General features: G+C 68.1%; 24 protein-coding genes and 2 pseudogenes. 17 read left to right on the top strand and 9 right to left on the bottom strand.

Annotation, left to right across the window (positions count from 1 at the left end; translation table 11 throughout):
• Nucleotide 1 precedes the first annotated feature (1 nt).
• The 4 genes from BLV72_RS45675 to BLV72_RS45660 are packed head-to-tail and all read left to right on the top strand — an operon-like array spanning nt 2 to nt 4,312.
• Complete coding sequence (locus tag BLV72_RS45675) at nt 2-826, top strand: enoyl-CoA hydratase/isomerase family protein (RefSeq protein ID WP_167746545.1); 825 nt, start codon at nt 2-4, stop codon at nt 824-826.
• The gene (locus tag BLV72_RS45670; protein WP_093469922.1) at nt 823-2,292 is read left to right on the top strand and encodes an NAD-dependent succinate-semialdehyde dehydrogenase; all 1,470 of its coding nucleotides are present in this window, start codon (nt 823-825) and stop codon (nt 2,290-2,292) included. The genes BLV72_RS45675 and BLV72_RS45670 overlap by 4 nt, the downstream gene beginning before the upstream one ends.
• Nucleotides 2,289-3,068 (top strand): SDR family NAD(P)-dependent oxidoreductase, encoded by a 780-nt coding sequence (locus BLV72_RS45665; RefSeq protein ID WP_093469920.1) that lies wholly within the window; start codon nt 2,289-2,291, stop codon nt 3,066-3,068. The genes BLV72_RS45670 and BLV72_RS45665 overlap by 4 nt, the downstream gene beginning before the upstream one ends.
• Nucleotides 3,065-4,312: a CaiB/BaiF CoA transferase family protein gene (locus BLV72_RS45660; RefSeq protein ID WP_208905961.1), complete on the top strand. Its 1,248-nt coding sequence runs from the start codon at nt 3,065-3,067 to the stop codon at nt 4,310-4,312. The genes BLV72_RS45665 and BLV72_RS45660 overlap by 4 nt, the downstream gene beginning before the upstream one ends.
• Here BLV72_RS45660 and BLV72_RS45655 read toward each other — a convergent pair.
• Complete coding sequence (locus BLV72_RS45655; RefSeq protein WP_093469917.1) at nt 4,261-4,902, bottom strand: TetR/AcrR family transcriptional regulator; 642 nt, start codon at nt 4,900-4,902, stop codon at nt 4,261-4,263. The genes BLV72_RS45660 and BLV72_RS45655 overlap by 52 nt on opposite strands.
• A 25-nt stretch (nt 4,903-4,927) precedes the next feature.
• Here BLV72_RS45655 and BLV72_RS45650 point away from each other — a divergent pair, with 25 nt between their 5' ends.
• From BLV72_RS45650 to BLV72_RS50890, 10 genes and pseudogenes are all read left to right on the top strand, one after another.
• On the top strand, nt 4,928-5,722 hold the full coding sequence (locus BLV72_RS45650) for an enoyl-CoA hydratase/isomerase family protein (RefSeq protein ID WP_208905959.1): 795 nt from the start codon (nt 4,928-4,930) through the stop codon (nt 5,720-5,722).
• A complete protein-coding gene (locus BLV72_RS45645) occupies nt 5,719-6,864 on the top strand; it encodes an alcohol dehydrogenase catalytic domain-containing protein (RefSeq protein WP_093469913.1) in 1,146 nt (381 codons plus the stop codon). The genes BLV72_RS45650 and BLV72_RS45645 overlap by 4 nt, the downstream gene beginning before the upstream one ends.
• A complete protein-coding gene (locus tag BLV72_RS45640; protein ID WP_093469910.1) occupies nt 6,861-7,376 on the top strand; it encodes an acyl-CoA thioesterase in 516 nt (171 codons plus the stop codon). The genes BLV72_RS45645 and BLV72_RS45640 overlap by 4 nt, the downstream gene beginning before the upstream one ends.
• The gene (locus tag BLV72_RS45635) at nt 7,373-8,566 is read left to right on the top strand and encodes a thiolase family protein (protein WP_093469908.1); all 1,194 of its coding nucleotides are present in this window, start codon (nt 7,373-7,375) and stop codon (nt 8,564-8,566) included. The genes BLV72_RS45640 and BLV72_RS45635 overlap by 4 nt, the downstream gene beginning before the upstream one ends.
• Nucleotides 8,567-8,583: 17 nt before the next feature.
• Nucleotides 8,584-9,345 carry a 3-hydroxyacyl-CoA dehydrogenase gene (locus BLV72_RS45630; protein ID WP_093470920.1) on the top strand — a complete coding sequence of 254 codons (762 nt, stop codon included), beginning with the start codon at nt 8,584-8,586 and terminating at the stop codon, nt 9,343-9,345.
• A 50-nt stretch (nt 9,346-9,395) separates the two neighbouring features.
• Entirely contained in the window at nt 9,396-10,205 is an 810-nt protein-coding gene (locus BLV72_RS45625; protein WP_093469905.1) for a crotonase/enoyl-CoA hydratase family protein, read from the top strand.
• Nucleotides 10,206-10,486: 281 nt separating this feature from the next.
• Nucleotides 10,487-11,815 (top strand): MFS transporter, encoded by a 1,329-nt coding sequence (locus tag BLV72_RS45620; protein ID WP_093469902.1) that lies wholly within the window; start codon nt 10,487-10,489, stop codon nt 11,813-11,815.
• Nucleotides 11,816-11,918: 103 nt separating this feature from the next.
• A complete protein-coding gene (locus tag BLV72_RS45615) occupies nt 11,919-12,905 on the top strand; it encodes an aldo/keto reductase (RefSeq protein WP_093469899.1) in 987 nt (328 codons plus the stop codon).
• An 8-nt stretch (nt 12,906-12,913) separates the two neighbouring features.
• On the top strand, nt 12,914-14,395 hold the full coding sequence (locus tag BLV72_RS45610; RefSeq protein WP_093469897.1) for an aldehyde dehydrogenase family protein: 1,482 nt from the start codon (nt 12,914-12,916) through the stop codon (nt 14,393-14,395).
• A 650-nt stretch (nt 14,396-15,045) separates the two neighbouring features.
• Nucleotides 15,046-15,342, top strand: a pseudogene (locus BLV72_RS50890) (ATP-binding protein); the annotation flags it as partial.
• Between the two features lie 117 nt (nt 15,343-15,459).
• Here the strand turns inward: BLV72_RS50890 and BLV72_RS50885 are convergent.
• A complete protein-coding gene (locus BLV72_RS50885) occupies nt 15,460-15,609 on the bottom strand; it encodes a hypothetical protein (RefSeq protein WP_244321533.1) in 150 nt (49 codons plus the stop codon).
• 301 nt (nt 15,610-15,910) lie between these two features.
• Nucleotides 15,911-17,055, bottom strand: a pseudogene (locus BLV72_RS45595) (acyl-CoA dehydrogenase family protein).
• 88 nt (nt 17,056-17,143) lie between these two features.
• On the opposite strand from BLV72_RS45595, the gene BLV72_RS45590 reads away from it, so the two are divergent.
• Nucleotides 17,144-17,943, top strand: a protein-coding gene (locus BLV72_RS45590) for an IS5 family transposase (RefSeq protein WP_167746688.1) whose coding sequence is annotated in 2 segments (ribosomal slippage) — nt 17,144-17,492 and nt 17,492-17,943 — 801 coding nt in all. Because the reading frame shifts where the segments join, the coding sequence is not laid out codon by codon here.
• Here BLV72_RS45590 and BLV72_RS45585 read toward each other — a convergent pair.
• Nucleotides 17,915-18,403, bottom strand: coding sequence for a helix-turn-helix domain-containing protein (locus BLV72_RS45585; RefSeq protein ID WP_167746544.1), 489 nt, complete (start codon nt 18,401-18,403; stop codon nt 17,915-17,917). The two genes, BLV72_RS45590 and BLV72_RS45585, sit on opposite strands and share 29 nt — an antisense overlap.
• A 61-nt stretch (nt 18,404-18,464) precedes the next feature.
• Here BLV72_RS45585 and BLV72_RS45580 point away from each other — a divergent pair, with 61 nt between their 5' ends.
• Nucleotides 18,465-19,049, top strand: coding sequence for an integrase core domain-containing protein (locus BLV72_RS45580; RefSeq protein ID WP_244321345.1), 585 nt, complete (start codon nt 18,465-18,467; stop codon nt 19,047-19,049).
• Nucleotides 19,050-19,626: 577 nt separating this feature from the next.
• Here the strand turns inward: BLV72_RS45580 and BLV72_RS45570 are convergent.
• Nucleotides 19,627-20,121, bottom strand: a complete 495-nt coding sequence (locus BLV72_RS45570; protein WP_167746543.1) for a GNAT family N-acetyltransferase — start codon at nt 20,119-20,121, stop codon at nt 19,627-19,629.
• A gap of 277 nt (nt 20,122-20,398) precedes the next feature.
• On the opposite strand from BLV72_RS45570, the gene BLV72_RS45565 reads away from it, so the two are divergent.
• Nucleotides 20,399-22,180, top strand: coding sequence for a carbamoyltransferase family protein (locus BLV72_RS45565; protein WP_093469889.1), 1,782 nt, complete (start codon nt 20,399-20,401; stop codon nt 22,178-22,180).
• Between the two features lie 54 nt (nt 22,181-22,234).
• Here the strand turns inward: BLV72_RS45565 and BLV72_RS45560 are convergent, their stop codons facing one another.
• Genes BLV72_RS45560 through BLV72_RS45550 form a run of 4 tightly spaced genes read right to left on the bottom strand, consistent with a single transcriptional unit; the run spans nt 22,235 to nt 25,640 of the window.
• Nucleotides 22,235-22,663 carry a cupin domain-containing protein gene (locus tag BLV72_RS45560; protein ID WP_093469886.1) on the bottom strand — a complete coding sequence of 143 codons (429 nt, stop codon included), beginning with the start codon at nt 22,661-22,663 and terminating at the stop codon, nt 22,235-22,237.
• A gap of 31 nt (nt 22,664-22,694) precedes the next feature.
• The gene (locus tag BLV72_RS50880; RefSeq protein ID WP_244321524.1) at nt 22,695-23,561 is read right to left on the bottom strand and encodes an aminotransferase class I/II-fold pyridoxal phosphate-dependent enzyme; all 867 of its coding nucleotides are present in this window, start codon (nt 23,559-23,561) and stop codon (nt 22,695-22,697) included.
• The gene (locus tag BLV72_RS50875) at nt 23,522-24,661 is read right to left on the bottom strand and encodes a GNAT family N-acetyltransferase (protein WP_244321344.1); all 1,140 of its coding nucleotides are present in this window, start codon (nt 24,659-24,661) and stop codon (nt 23,522-23,524) included. The genes BLV72_RS50880 and BLV72_RS50875 overlap by 40 nt, the downstream gene beginning before the upstream one ends.
• Nucleotides 24,662-24,683: 22 nt before the next feature.
• Nucleotides 24,684-25,640: an NAD-dependent epimerase/dehydratase family protein gene (locus BLV72_RS45550; protein ID WP_093469883.1), complete on the bottom strand. Its 957-nt coding sequence runs from the start codon at nt 25,638-25,640 to the stop codon at nt 24,684-24,686.
• Between the last annotated feature and the right edge of the window lie 18 nt (nt 25,641-25,658).

Genomic DNA, 25,658 nt, shown 5'->3' with positions numbered 1-25,658 from the left:
GGTGGACGACCGCGTGAAGCTCGTCGTGAAGGGTGACGTCGCCGAAATCCGCCTCAACCGTCCCGACCGTCTCAACGCCGTCGACGACCGGATGATCGAAGCCTTCGCCGCTCATCTGGAGACGTTGCGGACCTCGGAGCATGTACGAGTCGTGGTGCTGACAGGAGCCGGACGGGCATTCTGCGCGGGGGGAGACTTGAAGCGGCCTCCGCGGACCGGGCCGCTCGAGGAACAGGCCACCGTGCTGAGACGGCAGGCCGCCACGGTCGAACGTCTCGCGGCTCTTCCACAGATCACGATCGCCATGCTCAACGGGGCGTGCGCCGGACTGGCTGTCGGTTGGGCGGCAGCGTGCTCGTTGCGCATCGTGAGCGATGCCGCGGTGATCAATACCGCTTACCTCACGGCCGGGCTCGCGGGCGATTTCGGGGTCGCGTGGTGGCTCAGCCGGCTCCTCGGGCCCGGTGTCGCCGCGGACTGGATGCTGCGGCCGCGGAAGATCGGGGCACGTGAGGCGGCAGACCGAGGTTTCGCCACGATCCATTGCCCAGCGGGCGAGCTGAAGGCAACCGTGGACACAGTGGTCCGCGAGCTCTGCGCGATCCGCCCCGCGGCACTGACCGGTGCGCTGACCAACCTGCGCCGGGCGGAAGACATCCAGCTGTCCGCATACCTGGACGAGGAGAGCGCCCGGCATGTCGCCGTGCGCCACCGTGCGCAGCCGGCCATCACCGGAACACACGCCACCGCCTCGCGACCGGGTTCACCGGAGCCGCCGCACGGATCAGCGGACCGCCGCACACTCGAAGAAAGGACCTCACGGTGACAGCGCCGTACCCTGCCATCCGCCAGTACATAGCGGGCGAATGGCAGGAGGGGCAAGGGGACGGCTACACGACCGTACTCAACCCCTCCTCCGAAACACCCCTGGCCGAGGTTCGCCACGTGAGCGCCGCGCAGCTCGACCGGGCTCTGGACGCCGTGCGGGAGACGGCCCGGCCCTGGCGGCGCACGTCCCCGACGGAACGAAGTGCGATCTTGCACGGGGCTGCTTCCCTGTTGCGCGAGCGGTGCGGGGACATCGCGCGCACCCTGGTCTCGGAACAGGGCAAACCGCTCCGGGAAGCGCATGCCGAAATACTGGTCTCCGCCGACATGCTCGACTGGTACGCGGAGGAAGGGCGCCGGGCCTACGGCCGGGTCGTACCCGGCGAGCACGGAACCCGGCTCAGCGTGATCCCCGAGCCCATTGGTCCCGTGGCGGCTTTCACCCCTTGGAACTTCCCCGCCACCTCATCGGTCCGGAAACTCGGCGGAGCCCTCGCGGCAGGCTGCCCGATCATCCTCAAACCGTCCGAGGAGACACCGGGCACCGTGGTCGAGTTGTTCCGGGCCCTGGCGGACGCCGGGCTGCCTCCCGGCGTGGCCCATATGGTCCTCGGCGATCCGGCCGCCGTTTCCGCACATCTCCTCACCGCCCCCGTCATCCGGAAACTGTCGCTCACCGGCTCCGCGGCGGTCGGCCGCGAGCTGTCACACCTCGCGGTGGAGTCGAACATCGTCACCACGATGGAGTTGGGCGGCAACGCACCAGTGCTGATCTTCCCCGACGTGTCCGTGGAGGCGGTTGCCGAGGCATGCGCGAAGGCGAAGTTCCGCAATGCCGGGCAGGTGTGCAACGTTCCCAGCCGGTTCTTCGTCCATGAATCGGTGTCCGCAGAGTTCGCCACGGCGTTCGCATCGATAGCCTCCGGCCTCCGCGTCGGCGACGGCCTGGCGAGCGGCGTGGAGATGGGGCCACTGGCCAACGCGCGCCGCAGGGAAGCCGTGGAAGCCATGGTGGACGAGGCCGCGGAGCAGGGCGCGCGGATCCTCGCCGGCGGTGGGCGCCTGGAGGGGCCCGGGTTCTTCTTCACTCCGACGGTACTCGGCGACGTCGGCGAGCGGCACCGGGTCTTCACCGACGAGGTGTTCGGCCCGGTCGTCCCCATCACCACCTTCCGGGACGAGGACGAGGCCGTGCAGCGGGCCAATGACACGGACTACGGGTTGGGCTCCTTCGTATTCACCGATTCGCTCGCCACCGCGACCCGGGTCTCCGAAGACCTGGAGGCCGGTGTGGTCGGTGTCAACACCACGGTGCTCTCGCGAGTGGAGACGCCTTTCGGAGGCGTGAAGGCATCCGGGCACGGTCAGGAAAGCGGCTCGGAGGGCCTGGACGCCTACCTCGTGCGCAAGGCCGTCCTGCAGCACCCCCCGCTGACCGCGAACATCACGAAAGGCAGCACATGAACAACCGCGAACACACGGTGCCTGACCAGCCCGTCGCCCTGATCACCGGTGGCGCGAGCGGCGTGGGCAGGGCCGTGGCGCGTGAACTGCACCAGCGGTCCTACCGGGTCTTCCTGCTCGACATCCAGGTGGATGCCGCCGGGGGCGTCGCCCGCGAGCTGTCGGCCGACGGCGCCTCCGCCAACGCGTGGAAGACCGACGTCACCGACGAGTACGCGGTGGCGGCCGCAGTCGAGGAGGCCGTGCGGGTGTGGGGCCGTCTCGACGCGGTGGTCAACTGCGCCGGGGCGGCGACCCGCAGCGCTCCGCTCACCGACACGACGTCCGAACTGTGGCAGCGCACGCTCGCGGTCAACCTCATGGGGCCCGTGCACGCCAGCCGTGCGGCCATCCCCTTCCTGCGGAGCGATGGAGGCGCCATCGTCAACGTCAGCTCGGTGGCGGGTGTCCGCGCCCGTGCGGAGCTGACCGCCTATTGCGCGGCAAAAGCGGCCCTGGTGTCCCTGACCCAGTCCCTCGCCCTGGAACTCGCGCCCGACGGTATCCGGGTCAACTGCGTGGCTCCCGGCGCCCTGGAGACACCGATGTTCGACGCGTTCAGCCGCCCCGGGGAATCCCCCGCCGAGGTCCGGCGGCGGTACGTGAACGGTATTCCCCTCGGACGGCTCGGCACCGCGGAGGACATCGCACACGCCGTCACGTTTCTCACCGACGGCGCCAGGTCCTCCTTCGTCACCGGCCAGGTGTTCGTGATCGACGGAGGACGAGCGCTGTGAAGATCGACACCTCCGACGAATCTGTCGGCGGCGGGGCCCTGCATGGCCTGACCGTGCTGGACCTGTCCAGGGTTCTGGCCGGGCCCTACTGTGCCCAGATGCTCGGCGACCACGGCGCGCGCGTCATCAAGGTCGAGCCGCCGGAAGGCGATATGACCCGTGAGTGGGGAGCCACGGGCGAGGAACGCATCAGCGCCTACTACGCGGGCCTGAACCGCAACAAGGAACACATCAGCATCGACCTGAGAAGCACGGAGGGCCAGGACCTGCTGCTGGAACTCCTCACGGACGCGGACGTCCTCATCGAGAACTTCAAGGCCGGAACGATGGACCGCTGGGGAATGGGACCTGGCGTCCTGCTCGAGCGCTTCCCCCGCCTCGTCTACTGCCGGGTCACCGGCTTCGGCTACCACGGGCCGATGGGCGGACTGCCCGGCTACGACGCGGTGTTGCAGGCGTTCAGCGGCATCATGCACATGAACGGCGAGGCCGATGGTGGCCCTGTCAAGGTGCCGATGCCGGTGGTCGACCTCACCACCGGCATGCTCGCCCTCTCAGGTGTCCTTCTCGCACTGCACGAACGGAGTCGGTCGGGCTGCGGCCAACTGGTGGATCTCGCCCTGCTGGACAGCGCGCTCAGCCTGCTGCATCCACAGGCCGCCAACTACTTCCTGCACGGCGAGGAACCCCGGCGGATCGGCACCGCCCACCCCAACGTCGCACCGTACGAGACATTCGGCGGGCCCGAGAACCAACTGTTCGTCGGTGGCGGGAACGACCGCCAGTTCCACGCTCTGTGTGAGTACCTGGGCGACCCCGGTCTCGCCGACGACCCGCGCTTCCGCACCAACGCCCAGCGGGTGAACCATCGCCTGGAACTGAGCAGTCGCGTCGCGGAGCTGATGACGGACATCGATCTGGACGAAGCCGCCGGCTCCATGCTGGCGCACGGCATTCCGGCCAGCCCTGTGCGGCCACTGCCGGAGGTGATGGAGGATCCGCAGGTCCGCCATCGCCGTATGGTGCAGGACATCGGTGACTACCGCGTCCTCGGCATACCCGTGAAGCTGGCCCGTACCCCCGGTGCGGTGGTGACACCGCCCCGGGCGCTGGGAGCCGACACCCGCCGCACGCTGACCGACCTCGGCGTACCCCCGGCCCGTATCGAGGAGCTGGTCCGCAACGGCGTCGTTCACGCCTCGGAGACGTCGTCCGCCGCATCCGGCGACGGGACAGACGCATGACGCCTCGCTCCGTCCAGCAATGTGGTGACCACACGCTGCTCCCACCCGTCGTCCAGTGCCAGATTCTGGGTGTAGCCGCCGTAGAACGCGCCGATCAGCATCGAGGCCATCAGCGGGGCGTCGGTGTCCGGCGACAGTTCACCGTCGTCCACCGCGCGGGTGATGATCGAGGCGATGCGCTCCCTGCGCGGCTCAACGACCCAGCGCCGCCAGGCCGCGATCAGCTCGGGGTGGTGCCGCTCCTCCGCCAGCAGCGTGCCCACCATGGCCATGGGAACGGTCCGCTCGTACGTGATCCGTACGTCATGAAGCTCCGCGGCCAGATCCTGCCGCAGGTCGCCCACCGGGTCCGGCCGGTCACGGTGGCTGTTGGCGATGGCGGCGGCGACGACTTCGGCCTTGCCCGACCAGCGCCGGTAGATGGCCGGCTTCGAGACACCGGCACGATCGGCGATGGCCGCGATGGTGAGTCGCTGGAACCCTTCCTCGGCGAGCAGCGCCAGCGCCGCGGAAAGGATCTGTTCATCCGCGTCCAGCCGGGGACGGCCAGGACGGCGCGGCGATCCGCCGGCCGCTCGTGCACGTGTCATGGAACCAACCTACAAGGAGACGGCCGTGCCTGAGATCACGGATGTCGGCATTCAGCGCGAAGGGGGCGTCACTGTCCTGGAGATGCGCAACCCCGGCAAGAAGAACGCGTTCGACCAGCACCTTCTCGACACTCTGACCGCCGAACTCATACGGGCGGGCCAGGACGACGCGGTACGGGCGGTCATCCTCACCGGCGCGGGAGACGCGTTCTGCGCCGGTGGTGACGTCTCCGCAATGGGTGGCGACACCGATGCCACGGGACACCTGCGTTATCTCACCGAGCACATCCACGCCGTGGCACGCGCCTTGATGGACTGCCCCAAACCGACCATTGCCATGATCAACGGCCCCGCGGTCGGTGCTGGACTGGACATCGCTCTGGCCTGCGACCTGAGAGTGGCGGCCCGGTCCGCCGTACTGCGGGAGGGTTACATCAGGGTCGGGCTGTCGGCAGGGGACGGCGGTGCCTGGTTGCTGCCCCGCGTCGTCGGGCGTGGCCGTGCCCTGGAGCTGCTGCTGACCGCACGGGGCGTGAGCGCCGACGAGGCCGAGCGGATCGGACTCGTCACGCTCACCGTGCCCGACGCCTCGCTGCGCGAGCGGACCCTCGCGTTGGCGCGGCGTCTTCAGGAGATGCCCCCGAACGCCGTGACCGCCATGAAGCGGCTGGTGAACGACTGCGCGGAGGCCTCGTTCAGCACGGGGCTGAGTCTGTCGGCCCAGTCCGTCGCGGTACTGCAGAGCAGCCATGAGCACGCCCAGGCTCTCCAGCACGCTCGGGCCCGTCGGCTGACCGGGAACGCCGGGAGGGAGTCATGAGGACCACAGCCGCCGTACTGCGGGCCGCCGGATCCAAGCGGCCGTACACGACAACGAGCCCCCTGGGCATCGAGCAGCTCGCGCTCGACGCACCGGGTGCCGGTGAGCTGCTGGTGAACATACGCGCCGCAGGTGTCTGCCACTCCGATCTGTCGGTCGTCACCGGCCACCGGGTGCGCCCCCTGCCGATGGCACTGGGGCACGAGGCGGCGGGGGTCGTTGCCGACGTCGGCCCCGGGGTCTCGGATGTGGCCGTCGGGGACCACGTCGTGCTGGCCTTCGTTCCCAGCTGCGGGGCCTGCGGTTACTGCGAGGAGGGCCGCCCCGCGCTGTGCGAGGCGGGAGGGGCCGCCAACGCCGCGGGTCGGCTCCTCGGCGGCGGCGGGCGGTTGCACGACGCATCCGGGACGGAGATCAAGCACCACCTCGGAGTGTCCGGCTTCGCCGAGTACGCGGTCGTCGATCGCTCCTCGGCCGTCGTCGTCGACAAGGACGTTCCCTTCGACGTGGCCGCCGTTCTCGGCTGCGCCATGCTCACCGGCTTCGGCGCGGTGCGCAACACGGCCGGGGTGTCCCCCGGTGAGAGCGTCGCCGTGCTCGGTCTGGGGGGAGTGGGGCAGGCGGCGGTGCTCGGGGCCGTCTCGTGCGGCGCGTGGCCCATCGTCGCGGTGGACCCGGTGGCCGACAAACGCGCGTTGGCTGTCGCGCTCGGGGCGACCCACGCCTGCGAGCCCGGCGAGGCGGAGGGCCTGCTGCGGGAACTCACCGGGGGCGGCAGCCGCTGGGTGTTCGAGGCGGCCGGTATCAGTGCCGTGATGGAGCACGCCTTCGCGTTGACCCGCCGGGGCGGGACGGCGGTCTCCGTCGGCCTGCCCGCCCCCGACGCGAAGGTCACCCTGCCGGCGCTGGCCTTCGCCGGAGAGGCGAAGACGTTCGCCGGTTCGTACATGGGCTCATCGGTTGCCCAGCGCGACATCCCGCTGCTGATCGGCATGTGGCGCGAGGGCAAGCTGCCCGTGGAGCGGCTGGTCAGTGGCGTCCTGCCCCTGCAGGAGATCAACACCGCGTTCGAGGAGCTTGCCGCGGGCCGCGCCGTGCGGCAGCTGCTCCATCCAGGCGAAGAGCCCGGGGAGGCACGATGAGGCGCGCGGACCCGGACGAAGCGGTCACCCGCGACGCCTTCCCGGTGCTGGTGCCGTGCCCGACACGATGGCGCGACAACGACGCGTACGGGCACATCAACAACGCCGTGTACTACGAGTACTTCGACACCGCGGTCAACAGCTGGCTCCACCACCGGGCCGGCCGCATCGCGCACGAAGGCGAGGCCATCGGCGTGGTGGCCGAGAGCGGCTGCCGCTATCTGCGGCAGGCCGCCTACCCCGAACACCTGCTGGTCGGGGTGGCCTGTGACCGGCTGGGCCGCAGCAGCGTCACCTACCGGCTCGCGGTCTTCCGCACCGGCGGTGACGCCCCTGACGCACCGGACGACACAGCCATCGCCATCGGCCGGTTCGTCCACGTCTACGTGGACCGCCGGTCCCGGCGCCCGGTCCCGGTGCCCGACCCCGTGCGCACGGCGGTCGCGAAGGACCTCGACACCACGGGCCGCCCGGTCATCATCCCCCCACCCACCTCAGGAGCCAGCGCATGAACCAGGCAGTGATCGTCGACGCGGTGCGTACCGCGTCCGGGCGGGGAAAGCCAGGCGGAGCTCTTTCCGGCAACCACCCCGCGTCGCTTCTGGCCGACGTGGTGAAGGCACTGGTGCAGCGCAATGACGTGGACCCGGCGGAGATAGACGACGTGGTCGCGGGCTGTGTCTCGCAGATCGGCGAGCAGTCGTACAACATCGGCCGCACCGCGCTGCTGGCGGCCGGGCTCCCGGCATCGGTGCCCGCCACCACGGTGGACCGCCAGTGCGGCTCCAGCCAGCAAGCGGTGCACTTCGCGGCCCAGGGCGTGCTGGCCGGCGCCTACGACATGGTGATCGCCTGCGGTGTGGAGTCGATGAGCCGTGTGCCCATGGGCAGCGGCGGCAACGGGGCGAATCCGTTCGCACCGCTGGCCGACCGCTACCCTGACGGCCTTGTCCAACAGGGCATCAGTGCCGAGCTCATCGCCGCTGGCTGGAAGATCGACCGCGAAACGCTGGACGCGTTCGCCGCCCGCTCTCACCACAGGGCGGCACGGGCGAGCGAGGCGGGGGACTTCGCAGCGGAGATCGTCCCGGTGCACGTCACCGACGCGGAAGGCGTCGGCAGGCAACACACGGTGGACGAGACCATCCGCCCGGCCACCACCACGGAGAGACTCGCCACGCTCGGGCCGGCGTTCATCGATGAGCGGACCGGGCGGCGTTTCCCCGAGATCGGGTGGCGCATCACCGCCGGAAACTCCTCGCCCCTGACGGACGGGGCCTCCGCCGTACTCATCATGAGCGAACGGCGCGCCACGGAGCTGGGGCTACGCCCCCGCGCCCGCTTCCACTCCTTCGCGGTGGCCGGCAGCGACCCGCTGCTGATGCTCACCGGCGTCATCCCCGCCACCCACAAGGTGATGAAGCGGTCCGGACTGACCGTGGACACCATCGATGCCTACGAGGTGAACGAGGCTTTCGCATCGGTTCCGCTGGCGTGGCTGCGGGAGTTCGACGCCGATCCCGAGCGCCTCAATCCGCGTGGTGGCGCCATCGCCCTCGGACACCCGCTGGGCGGGTCCGGCACCCGGCTGCTCACCACCTTGCTCGGCCACCTCGAAGCCACCGGCGGCCGCTTCGGTCTCCAGACCATGTGCGAGTTCGGCGGCATGGCCAACGCCACCGTCATCGAACGACTCCGATGAATGAGGAAACCACCATCATGGACATCTCCAACAGCGTGTCACTCATCACCGGAGGAGCCTCCGGCCTGGGACTGGCCACCGCACGCCGTCTGCTGTCCGCGGGCGGCCGGGTGGTGATCGTGGACCTGCCTTCCTCGCAGGGGGCCTCGATCGCCGAAGAGCTCGGCGGCCGGGCACGGTTCGTCGCCGCGGATGTCACCGACGAGGAGCAGATACGCGCGGTGCTGGACACGGCCGCCGGGCTGGGGCCACTGCGCGTGGTCGTGAACTGCGCCGGTATCGACAAGCCGATGCGGACCCTCGGCAAGAACGGCCCGTTCCCGCTGGCCGCCTTCCGACGGGTGGTCGAGGTCAATCTGATCGGCAGCTTCAACACCATTCGTCTCGCCGCCGAGCGGATGGCCGCCCAGGATCCGGTGGGTGAGGAACGCGGTGTCATCGTCAACACCGCGTCCGTCGCGGCATTCGAGGGCCAGATCGGACAGAGCGCGTACTCGGCGTCGAAAGGCGGTGTGGTGGGGATGACCCTGCCCATCGCCCGTGATCTGGCCGACCGGCTCGTACGGGTCGTGACCATCGCGCCGGGGCTGTTCGAGACACCGCTGCTCAGCGCACTGCCCGAAGCCGTCAAGGATTCCCTGAGCGCACAGGTTCCGCACCCCAGGAGGCTGGGCCGACCGGAGGAGTACGCGGCGCTGGTCGCCCACATCGTCGAGAACCCGATGATCAACGGCGAGACGGTCCGCCTGGACGGTGCCATTCGCATGGCTCCGCGCTGATGAGCGGGGACACCATGCGGGACGGAACACAACCACGAGGGAACGCACCTATGCCGGAGCGACACATCACCGACACCCCCGGCCCGGCGGCCACCTTGGAACGGCTGGGCGACATCGCCGTGGTGACGCTCAACCGGCCCCACGCGCTGAACGCGGTCGACGCGGCGCTGTCGGAGGCCCTCGGCACCGCCTTGGAGACCATCCGGCACGATCCCGCCGTCCGAGTGGGGGTGATCACCGGTGCGGGCCGTGCCTTCTGCGCCGGGGCCGATCTGAAGGAACTCGCCGCAGGCCGTTCCATCGACGCGGCCGGCCATCCCGAATGGGGCTTCGCGGGGATGGTCCGCCACTTCGTCGACAAGCCTCTGATCGCCGCGGTCAACGGTTTCGCGCTCGGCGGAGGCACCGAGATCGTCCTGGCCTGCGATCTGGCGGTGATCGACGAGACCGCCGCACTGGGTCTGCCCGAGGTCAAGCGGGGGTTGTTCGCCGCTGCCGGCGGGGTCATCCGGCTTCCCCGTCAGATTCCGCTGAAGGTCGCCCTGGAGGCCGTCCTGACCGGTGAGCGCATCGACGCCCGGAGGGCCGAGACCTTGGGGCTCGTCAACCGTGTCGCGCCCGCCGGTCGCGTGCTGGAGTCGGCGCTGGAACTCGCCCGTATCGTGGCCGCGAACGCGCCGCTGGCAGTACGTGCGGCCAAACGGCTCGTCCACCACGGTGCGGCCACCGGATCGGACTGGGAACCCGCGGTCTGGGAGCGGAACGACGCCGAGATGGACGCGGTGTTCGGCAGCGAGGACGCGGCCGAGGGCGGCCGGGCCTTCGTCGAGAAGCGCAGCCCCTCGTGGCGCGACCGGTGACAAGCGCCGCGCCCACAGGCCCCCCGCGGAGTGACCGGCATCCCTTGCCCCGCCGGCTCTTGCCAGGCCATCGAAGCTCTCATACATTACGTGTCAGGAACGGAAACTAATTAGCGGGCAGCTGAGCACGCTGCCGTCGGTCGCGCGGACGTCGTCGGCGCAGCCCCCCGCCGGTCCTCTTCCGGCCCGCCCCTCGGGCGCTCCCGTCCCCACCCTTCGGCGCACAGCCCATGGGGTCCTGGGTTCGTCGCACCATTCCTCCAGCTCCTTGAGGAGTCCCCATGCCACCCGTACAGCAACCCGGCGTCACCGCGGCCAGCCCCGATGTGCCCTCCACACGCCAGAAGACCATGCGGCAGGTAACACTGGCGGGCGGCGTCGGCACCGCCATCGAGTACTACGACTTCAGTGTGTACGGCTTTTTGGCCCTGACCATCGCCGATGTGTTCTTTCCGCAGTCCGACCCCACAGCGGCGCTCCTCTACACACTGGCCGTGTTCGGAGCCGCGTTCGCCCTGCGCCCGATCGGTGGAGTACTGCTGGGACATGTGGCGGACCGGTACGGCCGCCGGCCGGCGCTGGCCACCGCCGTCCTCGGCATGGCCTTCGCCAGCACGGTCATGGGGGTCCTGCCGAGCTTCGCGGCCATCGGGGTCGCGGCACCGGTGATGCTGCTGATCCTGCGCTGTGTGCAGGGCATCTCCGCCGGCGGTGAACTCGGGAGTGCGGCGGCGTTCGTCGCCGAAGCGGCGCCGGACAGAACCCGTGGCTTCCATACCAGCACCGCGCAGATCGGAACGCTGGCCGGCACCTTGCTCGGTGCTCTGGTCGTCGCGATAGTACGGTGGGGCCTCACCCCCGAGCAGCTCTCCGCGTGGGGCTGGCGCATTCCGTTCCTGCTCTCCCTGCCCCTGGGCATTCTCGCGCTGGTCGTGCGGCGCCGGGTGGAGGAGTCGAAGGACTTCGCCAACCTCGAGGAGGCCGGACGGGTCGCCAAGGTGCCGGCCCTGGCCGCACTGCGGTCCCATACCCGCGGTGTGCTGACGGTCTGCGGCCTGTCGCTCGTGTCGTTCGCCGCGTACTACATCGTGTTCAGCTACATGACGACCTACTTCACCGCACAGAAGATCATGTCCCCGGATGCGGCGGTCTGGACGAGCGTGCTCACCCTGGCGCTGGCCACCATCGCCATTCCCCTGTGGGGCGCGGCCTGTGACCGCTGGGGCCGCCGCCCGATCCTGATCGGTGTCTCCGCCGCCAACCTGGTGCTGGGCTACCCGTTGTTCCTGCTGATGGGGCAGGGATCGGTCACCTGGGCAGTGGTGGCGCAGATCGTGCTCGGTCAGGCCGAGGCCGCCTATATGGGTGTCATCCTCGCCGCGTACACCGAGTTGTTCCCCGCCAAGGTGCGTTCCAGCGGATTCAGCCTCGGCTACAACGCCGCCTCGATCATCACGGGCGGCAGCGCGCCCTACATCGCCACCTGGCTGATCGAGGAGACCTCCAACAAGCTGGCTCCCGCTTGGATGCTGATGACCGCCGCCGCGATCTCGCTCGGAACAGCCCTCACCCTCAAGGAGACCGCACGCCGGCCGTTGCCCACCGTCTGACATCTGCCCCGCCCGATGGCTTCCCGGCGTACCGCGGAAGGTACGGCGGGCGTACGGATGGAGTCCCGGCCCTCCCGGGCCGCCACACGTCTTGGAGAAATACATGAGGTACACCAGGCTGGGACATTCCGGCCTACAGGTCTCAGCACTCGCACTGGGCTGTATGAGCTTCGGCGAACCAGACCAGGGGGGCCACCGGTGGAGCCTGCCGGAAGACGAGAGCCGGCTGCTCATCCGCCAGGCGCTGGACCACGGGATCAACTTCTTCGACACCGCGAACGTCTACTCCAACGGCTCCAGTGAGGAGATCGTGGGCCGTGCCCTGGCCGACTTCGCCCCTCGCGACGAGGTGGTCATCGCGACCAAGGTGCACGGCCGGATGCGACCGGGCCCCAACGGTGGCGGCCTGTCGCGCAAGGCGATCTTCGCTCAACTCGATGCCAGTCTGCGCCGCCTGGGTACCGACTTCATCGATCTCTACCAAATCCACCGATGGGACCCGGAAGTCCCCGTCGAAGAGACCATGGAAGCCCTGCACGACGTCGTGAAGGCGGGCAAGGTCCGCTACATCGGCGCCAGTTCCATGTTCACATGGCAGTTCGCCAAGGCCCAGCACCTGGCCGAAGGCAACGGTTGGACGCGGTTCGTCTCGATGCAGAGCCATTACAACCTGCTGTATCGCGAGGAAGAGCGCGAAATGTTGGCGTTCTGCGCCGATCAGGGCATCGGCATTCTTCCCTGGAGCCCCCTCGCGCGTGGCAGGCTCACCCGTCCCTGGGGCGACACCACGCGGCGTTCCGAGAACGACGCCTTCGGGAGTGCCTTGTACGACACCGACTCAGGTGACCGGGCCATCGTCGAGCGAGTCGCCGAGATCGCCGAGTCCCGTGCGGTTCCCCCGGCTCAAGTGGCGTTGGCGTGGGTGACGCAGAAGTCACCGGTCACCGCCCCTCTCATCGGCGTCACCAAGGCGAGTCACCTCGATGACGCGATCGCGGCACTCGGCCTGGACCTCACTCAGAAGGAAATGGACGCCCTTGAAGAGCCATATCTCCCCCACCCCGTCGCAGGTCACACGATCATCCGTTGAGAAAGGCCATGTCCGTGCTCTCATCCATCGATGCCCCTTACGACTTCGATCAGCTCTACCTGGCAGGCCGGTGGCGGCACGGCGGATCCGCCTCACCGCTCACCGTTCGCGATCCCTACAGCGGGCAGGTACTGGCCCAGTTGGTCGCAGCCGACGCGGACGATGTCGACGAGGCTTTCCGCGAGGCTGATCGCGCCCAGAGGTCGTGGGAAAAGGTACTCCCCGGCGAACGGGCGCGGATCATACGCCGCGCCGCCGAGATTCTGGAGGCGCGCAGGGAAGAGACCGTTTCCTGGCTCGTCCGAGAAGCCGGAAGCACGCGCCTGAAAGCCGCGATGGAAGTGGATGCGGTGCTGGCGATGCTCCTCGACGCCGCCACTTTGCCCCATCGGGCTGAAGGACGCATCATCCCCGGCGACATCGAGGGCAAGGAGAACCGTCTCTACCGCAAGCCGATCGGAGTCGTCGGCCTCATCACGCCGTGGAACTTTCCCCTGCACCTGGCCGCCCGGACCCTCGCCCCCGCTCTCGCCCTCGGCAACGCGGTGGTCGTGAAGCCCGCCGAGGAAACGCCGATCACCGGCGGGCTTCTGCTGGCGAAGATCTTCGAAGAGGCGGGGCTGCCTCCGGGGGTCATCAGTGTTCTCGCGGGGCCGTCGCGCGTCATCGGCGACCCCTTCCTGCTCCACCCGGTGCCCAGCGTCGTCTCCTTCACGGGCTCCACCCCGGTCGGACGCCATGTAGCGCACTGCGCGGCCACCGGCCCCCGCATCAAGTCGGTCATGCTCGAACTCGGCGGCAACAACCCGTTCGTCATCCTCGACGACGCGGACATCGAACTGGCCGTCCGTGCTGCGGTGGCGGGCAAGTTCATTCACCAGGGACAGCTGTGCATCACGACCAACCGCATCATCGTGCACAGCTCGATTCACGACGAGTTCGTGGAACGCTACGTCGACCGCGTGAGCACCCTGAAGACCGGCGACCCGAACGACCCTGACACGGTGATCGGCCCGATCGTCAGCCAACGGCATTTCGCCGGGCTGATGAAAACCGTCGAGGCAGCCCGTGCCGAGGGCGCACATCAGGCGCTGGGTGGTGAGGCCACTGGGCAGGTGCTCCCGCCTCACATCTTCACATCGGTCACCCAAGAGATGGCCGTCGGCAGGGACGAGATCTTCGGGCCGATCGTGCCGATCATATCGGTGAACGACGACGAGGAAGCGCTTCGAGTGGCAAACGATACCGAATACGGGCTGTCCAGCGCCGTATTCACCACCGACGCCGAGCGGGGTCTCGCCTTCGCGCACCGTATCGAGGCGGGCATGACTCACATCAACGACATGCCGGTCGTCGATCTTGCCAACATGCCGTTCGGCGGAGAAAAGAACTCAGGTCTCGGCCGCTTCGGGGGTGACGCACTCATCGACGAGCTGACCCGGCAGCACTGGATTTCGGTACAACACCAGCCCCGCCGATACCCGTTCTGATAGCCGCTTCGCCCAGGGGCGCGGCTAAGAGTCCTTCGTGGCTTTGAGCCGCAACCCTGGGTTCCGCACGACAACAGCGTGGGGGAACCACGCGACTACTCCTGGCCGATGCGCGTGAAATCAAAATGGCCGGGCGGCCGCCCCCTTCGGCATTCCTGACGCCCTGTTCGCAGTAGCCCCTGCGTGACGTCCGGTCGGCCCGAGGCCCGACGAGAATCTCGGTGCCGCCCCGGCCACTACGAACTCAGCTCGGCGGTTGCCGCCATACTGCTGCTCGCTGTCCGAGGTCCGGTGCGGACTCCACCGTTATGGCCAATGGATCATCCCGGGCGGACCACCGATGAGCGAGGCCGACTGGTCGAAGCGGATCAAGGAGTGGTTTCCGGGGCTGGTCGACAAGCGGCTGCGGCAGGTGATCTGGCCGGAGATCGACAGGCACCGCGACTACATCAAGAGCCTGCTGGGGACCGTGACGGTGTCCACGATCCACCAGCGGCTCCGGGACGAGGAGAGGCTGCAGGTGTCGATTTCCTCCTTCCGGCGGTGGGTGCATGTTGCACCTGGACTTTCTGCAGGGCCTCTGCCAGGACGAGATCATCCGCCGGGAGACCGTCGCCTTCCAACGACGCCTCTGACGAGCCAAGTTCGAACAGCAGGTCACCCTGGAGAAGTTCTACATCGCCGCGTCCTCCAAGCTGCCCGCAGCCCAGATCCGCGACCTGGGCGTCCTGCGCCGGCTGCATGCCAGCGAGTCCGTGATCCTCTTCGGTCCCGTCGGCGTTGGCAAGACCCATATCGCCCAGGCCCTCGGCCACCTCACCATCCGCCGGGGCGCCCACGTCCGCTTCGCCAAGACCACCTGTGTCCACGCTGACCTGGCCGGAGGCCACGCCGGCCGCACCTGGGACAAGCGTCTACACGAACTCGTCCGGTTCAACGTCCTCCAAATAGCAACCGTCTCTCCGGGGCTGAGAACCTACTCAGCCCCGGAGAGGTCCTCGATCGTTCACCCCCGCACTGCACGGGTCTCAGCCACCTGGTCACTGCAATGCTCCGGTAGATCGTCACGGGAAGTCGTCCTGCTCCACCAGTTGCCCCAGCCCCAGGGTCAGAGCCTCGTGTACGGCTCGGGGCAGCCCATGGGTGTCGGTGTACCGCGGCACATCGCTGGCTGCACGCCGATCGGCGCCCAGTCGGGCAGGGTGCGGTGACACATCACATGTCCTTCAGCTTCCCGTGCCTCCGCGAGAAAGCTGCGGAGCCGGGCCGGTGGGATGGGGAGGCGACGCTCAGTATCCCCGCCACCCCCGGTCGCGTTTGGGATATTCGCACACTGGCCCTCGATACTCCTCGAGGTGCCGGGGAATTACCTGAACTCAGCCCTGGGAAATTACGAGACCGTCCACACGCCCACCCAACCGGCGCAACCGGGCCGTAAATGAGAGACTTCGCGGGGTGGCTTCCGCCCCTTGCGCAGGCGTGTCGGTCTCCGGCGCAGGGCTCGTCGCGAGCTCCTCATTGATCGCGGTAGTGGCGTCCGATGACCAGACGCTGAATCTGGTTGGTGCCTTCGAAATCTGCATGATCTTCGCTTCCCGCATCAGGCGCTCGACGGGGTAGTCGCGGGTGCACCCGACACCACCGAGGACCTGCACGGCGTCGGTGGTGACCGCCATCGCGGTGTCGGAGGCGATCAGCTTTGCCTCGGCGGCCAGCCGACGGAACTCCGCACCGCGGTCCTTGCGCCGGGCGGCGTCCAGGTAGAGGGCACGCGATGCCGAGATCCGGGACGACATATCGGCGAGCAGGAAAGACACGCCTTGGAAGTCGATAAGGGGCTGCCCGAACTGGACCCGGCTGCGTGCGTACTGGCTGGCGTGCTCCAGTGCCGCCTGCGCCACGCCGGTGGCGACGGCGGCGATGCAGAGCCTCCCGCTGTCCAGGGCGTCGAGTGCCATGGGCAGGCCGCGTCCCTCGTCGCCGATGCGATGGTCCGCGCTTACGCGCACGTTGTCGAAGGTCACCTGTGAGGTCCGAGAACCGTTGAGTCCCATCTTCCGTTCGGGCGGCGCGGCGGACAGTCCGGGTGCGTCCCCGGGCACGAGGAAGCAGCTGATGCCTCGCGACCCTTCGTCAGAGGTGCGCGCCATGACGGTGTAGAAGCCGGCTTCGCCGCCATGCGTAATCCATGCCTTCACTCCGTTGAGGACGTACTCGTTCTTCTCCCGGACGGCGGTGGTCTTCATGGCACCGGGATCCGACCCGGCTTCGGGCTCGGAGAGGCAATGCGCGCCAAGCAGGTCCCCGCGGATCAGGTCGGGCAACCAACGCTGGCGCTGCTCGTCGGTGCCCCACCGCCACAAGGGGTGGACGCTCGCCCAGTGGACCGTCACACCGACGCCGATGGTGGCCCAGGTGTGGGCAAGCTCCTCGACGACCTGCAGGCTCACTTCGTCAGGCAGCTCACCACCGCCGTACATCTCGTCGTGAGGCAACGACAACACGCCTAGCTTGCCGAGTTGTCGGAAGGCATCGCGGGGAAATCGGGCGTGGTCCTCGGCTTCGGCCACCTGCGGCTCGAGCTCTCGTGAGGCGAAGCGGGTGATGGTGGAGAGCAGGTCCTCGAACTCTGGGGCAGGTAGCAGGCGGGTCAGGATCATCGGGTCACCTCGGGGCCGGCTCGCGAGCGCCAGGGTCAGCTTTAGAGGTCATCTCATTTGGAGTGTTCGATAGGCTCGTGGTGTGGGGATCGTTGAGCGGCTGGTGCCGGACGAGTTGTGGCAGTTGTTCCAGCGAGTGGTGCCGGAGGCGCCGAGTCGTCCGCAGGGTGGCGGCCGGCGCCGTCACGGTGACCGGGAAGTGCTGGCCGCGATCGTGTTCGTGGCCACGTCGGGCTGCACGTGGCAGCAGCTACCGTCTGCGTCGTTCGGTCCGTCGGGAGCGACCGCCCACCGGCGATTCACCGAGTGGTCGAAGGCGCGGGTATGGGCGAAGCTGCACCGCCTGGTACTCGACGAACTCGGCTCCCGGGGCGAGCTGGACTGGTCGCGCTGCGCGATCGACTCGGTGAACATGCGGGCCCTGAAAAGGGGGGACTGACAGGCCCGAATCCTGTCGACCGGGGCAAGTACGGCTCGAAGATCCATTTGATCACCGAGCGCACCGGACTGCCCCTGTCTGTCGGGATCTCCGGCGCGAACCTGCACGACAGCCAGGCCCTCGAACCGCTCGTGCGGGGCATCCCGCCCATCCGCTCCCGCCGCGGACCGCGCCGGCGACGTCCCGCCAAACTCCACGGCGACAAGGGCTACGACTACGACCACCTGCGCCGATGGTTACGCAGCCGTGGCATCCGGCACCGCATCGCCCGCAAAGGCATCGAGTCCTCCGAGCGGCTCGGACGCCACCGCTGGACCATCGAACGCACCATGGCCTGGCTCGCCGGATGTCGACGCCTGCACCGTCGCTATGAGCGCAAAGCCGAGCACTTCCTGGCCTTCACCAGCATCGCCTGCACCCTCATCTGCTACCGCAGACTCGCCAAATGAGATGACGTCTAAGGATCGCCCAGACCGTCGAAGCGGCGATCCGATGCCCGAGTCGGGCCAGCTCCCCTTGGATCCGCCGGTGCCCCCAACTCGGATTCTCCCTGGCCAACCGCAGGACGAGCTTCTTGACCGCTGCCGGGGTGGGCGGGCGTCCGGTGCGTCGGCGCGCGGTGTAGTCCCACTTCGCGGCGATGACCTGCGGTGCCAGGCAAGCAGGGTGCCGGGGGGTGACAGGGAAGACCCTGAGCCAGTGGCGCCGGGGTATCAGCCCGGACAGCGCTGCGAACCAGAACCGGTCGGCAGGCTCGTAGCGGACCGGTCCAGCAAAACGGCGGCGCAGGACCACATTCTCGTGCCGCAGCACCAGCAGTTCCGCGTCCTTCACCGTCTCAGGACGCAGGAGCACCGATGGAACGGTGAGCAGCTTCCGGGTCACCTTGTACAGCAAGGACACGATCACGGAGGACATAATCCCAGCCGACTGACCGTATCCCGCTCACCTGCGACGGCACAGGGTACCGATGTACGTGCTCGTGATGATCGAACACGGCAGTCGCCGGATCCGGTTCCTGAGCGCCACCGCGCATCCGAGCGCATCCTGGGTAGCACAAGCGGCGAAGAACCTGGTTATGGACCTCGAAGACCTCCGCTGCCGGGCACGGTTCATGATCCGGGACCGGGACGGGAAGTTCCCCGACCTCTTCGATGCCGTCCTCAAGGACGCAGGGATCGACATCGTCCTCAGCGGCATCCAGATGCCACGAATTAACTCGATCATGGAGCGCTGGATACAGACCTGTCGCCGCGAGCTTCTGGACCGGACGTTGATCTGGAACCAGCGACATCTCCTGCACACCCTGCGCGAGTTCGAGCAGTTCTATAACGGACACCGACCACACCAGGGCATCGCGAACGACAGACCGCTGCACCCCTTGCCCCCGCCGATCGACGATCCGGACACGTTAGCCCGCCTCGACATACCGACACGATCGCCTCGGCGACATCCTCCACGAATACAAACATGCGGCGTGACCTGCACGGACGAGGTTTCCGGCAAGGGCAGACCCCTCTGCGATCACCCCAGCAGCGCTTGGCACACTATTTAGCATGCAAAGGCACCTGCCGACTGTCTCGCTACGGCGCTGCAGAGCCCGCCAGGGCGCTCACGCCCTGGGAGTGCCCCGTCTGCCAGCAGACACCAAGGGGCATTACCTCGTCTTGACGCTGCAGGTTCCTTGCGGCCGGGAGACCCGAGCACCGACTGCCTGCGGAAACACGCCTACCGAGGCCCTCAGCCCATAGCTTCCCCCTGTCGCACGGGGAGCACGAGATCGTGCTCCCACCCCGAAAGGGGGTCGAGGGCCGACAAGGGCTCCTTATGCTTCTCGATGCCGAGAGCATCCATAGCGGTGGGGTGACCTTGGTGGCCTGTGGCTGACGGCGGCGCACAGGGGCGCGGTGCGGCGCCGTAGGTCTACCGGATCGGGTGACGGACGAATCGGGCACCGTGGACACGTCTGCGAGTTGGGAGCACGAGGGCCCCCAGAGGGCTCCCCATCGCTCCCAGCCCGGAAATGGTTAAGGCCGCCTCCGCTACCCGCGGAAATGGCCTTCGACCTGCGAAAACGCTGGTCGGGACGACAGGATTTGAACCTGCGAGCCCTTGACCCCCAGTCAAGTGCGCTATCCAGGCGCCACAACGAGCCGACGGCGGTAACGCACGCCGGGGCGCCCATTGATACTGGTGTCTGTCACGACGGTGAATCCGTTCCGTTCGAGCACGGTCTTCGAGGCCACGTTGTCGAGGGTGGTGACCGCGGTGAGGGTGGAGAGGCGGTACTCCGTGGCGGCCAGACGGCACACTTCTTGCACCGCGGCGGTGGCCACCCCACGGCCCGCGGCACGCTCGCCGATCCGGTAGCCGAGTTCGGCGTCGCCGTCCTCGACGTCCACGAGATTGACGCGGCCGACCAACTCCCCCTGGTCGTCCATGACGACATGGAAGTGACACACACCGTCATCCTGCTCGGCGAGCCGGGCACGGAGAAGGGAAGCGAACTCCGCGAAGTACGCATCCCCGCGGTCGGAGATCGACCGAGCGAAGTACTCGCGGTTCTCGCGCTCGAAGGTCAGTAGGGCAGGTGCGTGGTCCGCCCGGAGCCGTTCCAACGTCAGCATGCCCAAAAGCATACGTTCCCATGGCCGCACCCCGCCGCCGCGGGCCCGAGCGCGGAGGGTCACCGCCCGCGAAACCAGGCCAGTTCCACCTCTCGGATCCAAGAGCGCGCTGTGCGGATATCGAGCCTCAGGACATTCCGTGGGGAATTCTCCCCGAGCGTCGCGCCCAAGGAAAGAAAACCACCGCTGCCTGTGCATCATGCCTATCCCTCAAGTATGGGGGCCCAGTAGCCTGTTGTTCCTGACACGACTGTCGTGCTTGGGAGGCTGAGAGCCAGTGATCGTACTCGGTTACAACGGATTCAGCAGAGGTGCGGAACTTTTCGGGCGTCTCTACGGGGCAACTGGTGTCGGCCGTAATCTCTTGGTGGGTCACGACGCCGCGGCGGCTCTGGTGATCGACGGCGAGTTGGTGGCGGCGGTCGAGGAGGAACGGCTGAGCCGGGTCAAGAAGACCTCCGATTTCCCCGCCAACGCAATCACCTGGTGTCTGAACTCCGTCGGCCTCGACATCGACCAGGTGGACGTATTCGCTTTCCCTTGGCGATTTTCGCCGACCGTGGCCGAGCAGATGATTTCGGAGATATGCGACTCCGACCTGCCGGTCACGGCCAAGTTCGACGCTCTGCGCAGCACGGGCGAGCTCTACACGGACATGCTCGGCCGGAACGCGGTGTACAACGACTTCGTCCAGCGCACCGGGCACGAGCTGGATCCCAACAAGCTCATTCTGGTGCCCCATCATCTGGCCCATCTCATGTGCGGCGCCTACCTGGCCGGCGGGGGCGACGCCGCCTTCCTCGTGAGCGACGGCCGGGCGGAGACCCTGTCCGCCGTCATGGGCGAGCTGCGGAACGGTGTGGTCCGCCTGTTCGACGAGAGCGCGGTCCCCATGACCAGCTCGCTCGGGGTGGCGTTCGGGAGGATCACCCGCTACCTGGGGTTCGTCCCGAACAACGACGAGTACAAGGTGATGGGCTTGGCCGCGTACGGCCCGCCGCCGCACCACAATCCGCTGCTCGAACGCGTGGTGCGGCTGCATGAGAACGGCTCGTACACCATCTCCGTCCCCCGGGACATCGGGGCCTACTACGCGCTGTTCGACGAGCTGTTCGGCGGCGACAGCGAGAAGCGCGAGCAGTTCGACTTCCGCGTGAAGGTCGCCGGGATCGCCCAGCACATGGTCGAGGCCATCACCGCTCATCAGCTGCGCACACTGACCGCGGCCTCCAGCCTGGACACCCTGCTCTTCGAGGGCGGTCTGGCGCTCAACTGCGTGGCCAATACGAAGATGCTGGAGCGGTCGCCGTTCACCGGTATGGAGGTCAGCTTCGGGGCCAGTGACCCGGGGGTCGCCATGGGCGCGGCCGTGTACGCCGCCGGTCTCAGGAACCGGCCCGCCGACGCGGTCACCACCCCCTACCTGGGACCTTCGTACGACGAGAGGCAGGTCCTGGACACCCTCACCGAGTACGCGGACCGCATCGAGTGGCGGGAGGAGCCCGACGCCACATCGGTCACCGACAGGACGGCGGAGCTGCTGGCCGGGAAGAACGTCGTGGGCTGGTTCCAGGGCCGGGCCGAGTTCGGGCCGCGGGCCCTGGGCAACCGCAGCATCCTCGCCAATCCGGCCTTCCCCGACATCAAGGACATCATCAATCTCCGGGTGAAACACCGGGAGCCCTTCCGCCCGTTCGCGCCGGTCATCCTCGAATCCGAGGCGCCGCGCGTCTTCCAGATGGGCAAGAAGACCTCGTCCCCCTATATGACGTTCGTCTTCCCGGTGCGGAAGGAGTACCAGGAGCGGATCCCCGGTGCCTGCCACGTGGACGGCACGGCACGGGCCCAGACGGTGAACGAGCGGCAGAACCCCGCGCTCGCTCGGCTGTTGCGCGCCTTCACGGCGCGGACCGATGTGCCCTGCCTCCTCAACACCTCGTTCAACGTGGCCGGTGAGCCCATCGTCTGCTCGCCGCGGGACGCGTTGGAGTGCTTCCTCGCCACCGAAATCGACTACCTGGTCATCGACCGGTTCGTGGTCACCAAGAAGGAAAGCTGAGCGGCCGGCCCGCGGGAACTCCCTCTCCCGCGGGCCGACCGCCCCTCACGCTATTCAGAGCTGAACGGGCTCGTTCGGTCCACCCTTTGTCTCGATGGTCAGGAACGACAGAACCCCATCGCCGATATTCTTCAGGTCATGAAGGTGGTATCGCCCATCGGGGCAACAAAAATGCAGAGACTGTCCTCGGACATAGGAGATCTCGTGCGTGCTGCCATCGCTTGAATGCTGGCGGGCCCGGCCGCTGGTGAGTGCTATCCAGAAGTAGTCCAGCACATGCCGATGGACGGGGATCCGCTCTCCCGGTTGAAGGGAGGTCTCCCAGATGCGCAGCGAATCGGTCTCCTTCACCAGCGACTGGCCGACCCTGCCGTTATGGGCGTTGGTGTCGAATTCCTTCCGCAGCTCCGGACTCCAGCGAGCAAACGCTTCGGCCACGACGGTGCTCGACAGGGCGGGATCGGAGCGAGATTCATTACCCACGAATCGGATCCTTTCGGCTGAACGATGTGGCTCACACGGCAGAGGAGAGTGCGTCGAGCAGGGCGGTGTTCGCATGCCGGTCGCCTATGGTGATGCGGCAGGTGTCCGGGACCGCGCGCCCGGTGTCAGCGACGACGATCCCCGCCTCCCCGAGCTGCTCCATGACGCGCTCGTGCTGGTGCAGTCTGACGAACAGGAAGTTGGTCTCCGAGGGAAACACCCGGTCCACCGCGGGGTGTTCGGCGAGCACCGAGGCCATCCGGTCACGCTCGGCGCGGATGCGCTGAATGCCGTCGAGCACCGGCCGCGAGTTGGTCAGCCGATCCCGCACGGCGTGCTGGGAGGCGTTGGTGAACCCGAAGGGCACCTGCACCCGCCGCAGCGCTTCGACGATGCCGGGCTGGGCCAGGGCGATTCCGCACCGCGCGGCGGCGAGTCCCCATGCCTTGGAGAGCGTCCTGAGCACGATGAGGTTGCCGTGCTCTTCGACCAGCCCGGCGTACGAGGGCTTCTCGCTGAACTCGACATAGGCTTCGTCGATCACCACCAGTCCGCGACCCCGGACCACCAGGTCGAGTACCTGCTCCGGATCGAGCCTGGTCCCTACGGGGTTGTTGGGATCGCACAGGATGGTCACCCGTGGATCGGCCGCGAGAATGGCCTCGGTGTCGAGCCGGGACAGGTCGTCACCGCACAGCGGCACACCGACCACGGGCAGGCGCAGTAGGTGCGCGAAGTGGGCGTAGAGCGGAAAGGTGGGCGGCGTGACGCAGACGCGCTCGCCGGGTGACGCCAGCGCAGCCAGGAGCAGCATGACACCGTCGACCGCGCCGCTGGTGAAGAGCAGGTGATCCGCGCTCAGCGCATCGACACCGTCGTGGCCGGGCAGCGCCGAGATCGTACTGAGGTAGGTGTCGGCCAGCTCCGCCAGATCGAGGTGCGGATACTCGGCCGCGGCGCCCAGGTACGGACTGGTGTTGCTGGACAGGTCGATCGCATCGAACCGCGGCACCTGGCGGAAGCGGGCAGGGCCCGGGACCGGTACGCCCGTGACGGGGGAAGCCGCGAACTTTGACAGCGCCACTTCCGCTCCCTCGGCAGCCGGGGCCGCGAGGCCGGGGGCCCGCAGCCAGTGGTCGAGGGGGATGAACAGATCGGCTCCCAGAGGGCGCATGCGGTGGGCGTCCCCCGGCCGAGGTGGATCCACTCCAGGCCGGAGCGCCGGGCGTGGCGGTACAGCTCGTACAAGGTCGCGACGTGGAGATTGTGCCGTGCGGCGGGATCGTCGTGGCCAGTGGCCTGGGCGAGGTAGTAGAGCCCCCGGCCGTTGTGGGATGTGGTGATGAGCCCGGCCTGGACGACGGTCTTCTCGCTACGGCGCACGAGCATCTCCGTGCGGTCCGCCAGCGCGCCGTGTGCGAGGGCGTCGAGGGCGTGGGCGTTGTACAGGTTCTCCTGGCCGCCGTGGCGCTTCGTCCGGCGCCGGTGGAGTTCCACGAAGGCGTCCTTCGCCCAGGGATTCCCGTCGAGCTCGGTCAGCGGGATCCGCTCCCAGGTGATGTCACAGGAGACCGCGTGGTGGTGGCGGCGGAGATCGTGGAGCCGCCCGGCACCGACGCGGGCCCGCAGGATCTCGTCCACCTCGCCGGGCAACCGGACGACACACTCGCTCTGGGTGGCGATGGGCACGAGACCTGCCGCCCGCAGCGCGCCGGTGTCATCACTGCGGCGCACATTCGGCACGAGGATCTGGGCCACGTTCAGCTCGTCGGCGCGGCGGGCCAGCTCATCGAGGGTGTGAGGGGCGGGGACGGGGCTGGTCGGGTGGTACGGGGACCCGCCGCCCACCAGGGTGGGGCGCTCGAGCACGGCGGAGTCCAGGGCGGCGAACGCGTCGGCCTCCCGGCCTAGTTGGGCCAGGGAGCACACCGGCTCCCGGGACCCGAGGGCGGCGGACAGCACCTGCTGAAGCGCGTCGATATCTGCGGACCTGCGCATGCTCGTTCTCCACTCCGCTTCGTCACTGGGATGTCTCGGCTCCGTGGGCATCGAGGTAGTCATCGATGCGGTCGCGGTACTCCTCGAACAAGTCGGCCACGGTGCGGGCGATACCGGTCTTCCAGTCGACGGAGCAGTCCCCGATCAGGTCGCGGCGGACGCCATGGTCGAAGGTGGCCGTTTCCCGGCTGTAGTCGCCGCGGTCCAGTTGGAGCGGCACTCCGGTGAGCGCGGACAGGTACTCCAGCAGATCGGTCATGCCGACCGCCTTGTCACCGCCCCAGTTCACGACCCGCGCGGGCGCCTGCGCCACGTCCCACAACAGCGGTACCTGACGGACGACGTCATCGGTGTGCAGCAGATCGCAGTAGTTCTGCCCCTCGCGGGGCACCGCGCAGGGCTGCCCCTTGCGCATCTGGTTGAAGAGGATCATGGGCACGCCGCCGTGGCCGTAAGGGCCGTAGGCGATGTTGAGGCGGGCTATCACCGTCGGCAGGGCGAGTGCTTCGGCCAGACCACGTGCCACCCCTTCGGCGGTGATCTTGGCGATGGGGTAGGTCGGCAGCCACGGCGCAGCCCCGCCCAGCGGATCGCTCTCGCGGTACCGATGGGTCCGATCGGCTCGGTTGTAGACCACCCCGGACGAGACGTACAGAAACGACTCGGCCGATGCGCAGTGTGTCATCAACCGTGCGGTGCTTACGGCGTTGATACGCGCGGTTTCCTCGAAGTCCTTGCCGTCGCCGCGGTGCACCGCCGAGTGCAGCACATGGGTGAAGTCGCGCGGCAGGCCCTCCAGGTCATCAGTGGCCATGTCCCAGACGGCGGTGTGGGCGCCCGCTTCCTGCAGGGTCTTGCGGGCGCCGTGGTCGCCGAACCGGCCAAGACACCACACCTCGTTGTCGGGGGCGAGTGATTCGGCGACGGGCCTCGCGACCTGTCCGGTCCCACCGGTGATGAGAATCTTCTTGCCTTGCATGATCGGCGGCTCCTGGTG

Origin of the sequence: Streptomyces melanosporofaciens, assembly GCF_900105695.1 — a bacterium.
GTDB classification, from domain to species: domain Bacteria; phylum Actinomycetota; class Actinomycetes; order Streptomycetales; family Streptomycetaceae; genus Streptomyces; species Streptomyces antimycoticus.
Note: the sequence above shows the minus strand (reverse complement) of the source record. Positions and strands in the feature narration are given on the sequence as shown.

Coding starts and splice junctions, on each gene's coding strand:
- BLV72_RS45630 (WP_093470920.1), top strand. CDS start 8,584: ATGGACATCTCCAACAGCGTGTCACTCATCACCGGAGGAGCCTCCGGC.
- BLV72_RS45570 (WP_167746543.1), bottom strand. CDS start 20,121: ATGCTGACGTTGGAACGGCTCCGGGCGGACCACGCACCTGCCCTACTG.
- BLV72_RS45580 (WP_244321345.1), top strand. CDS start 18,465: ATGTACGTGCTCGTGATGATCGAACACGGCAGTCGCCGGATCCGGTTC.
- BLV72_RS45610 (WP_093469897.1), top strand. CDS start 12,914: ATGTCCGTGCTCTCATCCATCGATGCCCCTTACGACTTCGATCAGCTC.
- BLV72_RS45655 (WP_093469917.1), bottom strand. CDS start 4,902: ATGACACGTGCACGAGCGGCCGGCGGATCGCCGCGCCGTCCTGGCCGT.
- BLV72_RS45620 (WP_093469902.1), top strand. CDS start 10,487: ATGCCACCCGTACAGCAACCCGGCGTCACCGCGGCCAGCCCCGATGTG.
- BLV72_RS45640 (WP_093469910.1), top strand. CDS start 6,861: ATGAGGCGCGCGGACCCGGACGAAGCGGTCACCCGCGACGCCTTCCCG.
- BLV72_RS45625 (WP_093469905.1), top strand. CDS start 9,396: ATGCCGGAGCGACACATCACCGACACCCCCGGCCCGGCGGCCACCTTG.
- BLV72_RS45615 (WP_093469899.1), top strand. CDS start 11,919: ATGAGGTACACCAGGCTGGGACATTCCGGCCTACAGGTCTCAGCACTC.
- BLV72_RS45635 (WP_093469908.1), top strand. CDS start 7,373: ATGAACCAGGCAGTGATCGTCGACGCGGTGCGTACCGCGTCCGGGCGG.
- BLV72_RS45645 (WP_093469913.1), top strand. CDS start 5,719: ATGAGGACCACAGCCGCCGTACTGCGGGCCGCCGGATCCAAGCGGCCG.
- BLV72_RS50875 (WP_244321344.1), bottom strand. CDS start 24,661: ATGCGCAGGTCCGCAGATATCGACGCGCTTCAGCAGGTGCTGTCCGCC.
- BLV72_RS45550 (WP_093469883.1), bottom strand. CDS start 25,640: ATGCAAGGCAAGAAGATTCTCATCACCGGTGGGACCGGACAGGTCGCG.
- BLV72_RS45665 (WP_093469920.1), top strand. CDS start 2,289: ATGAACAACCGCGAACACACGGTGCCTGACCAGCCCGTCGCCCTGATC.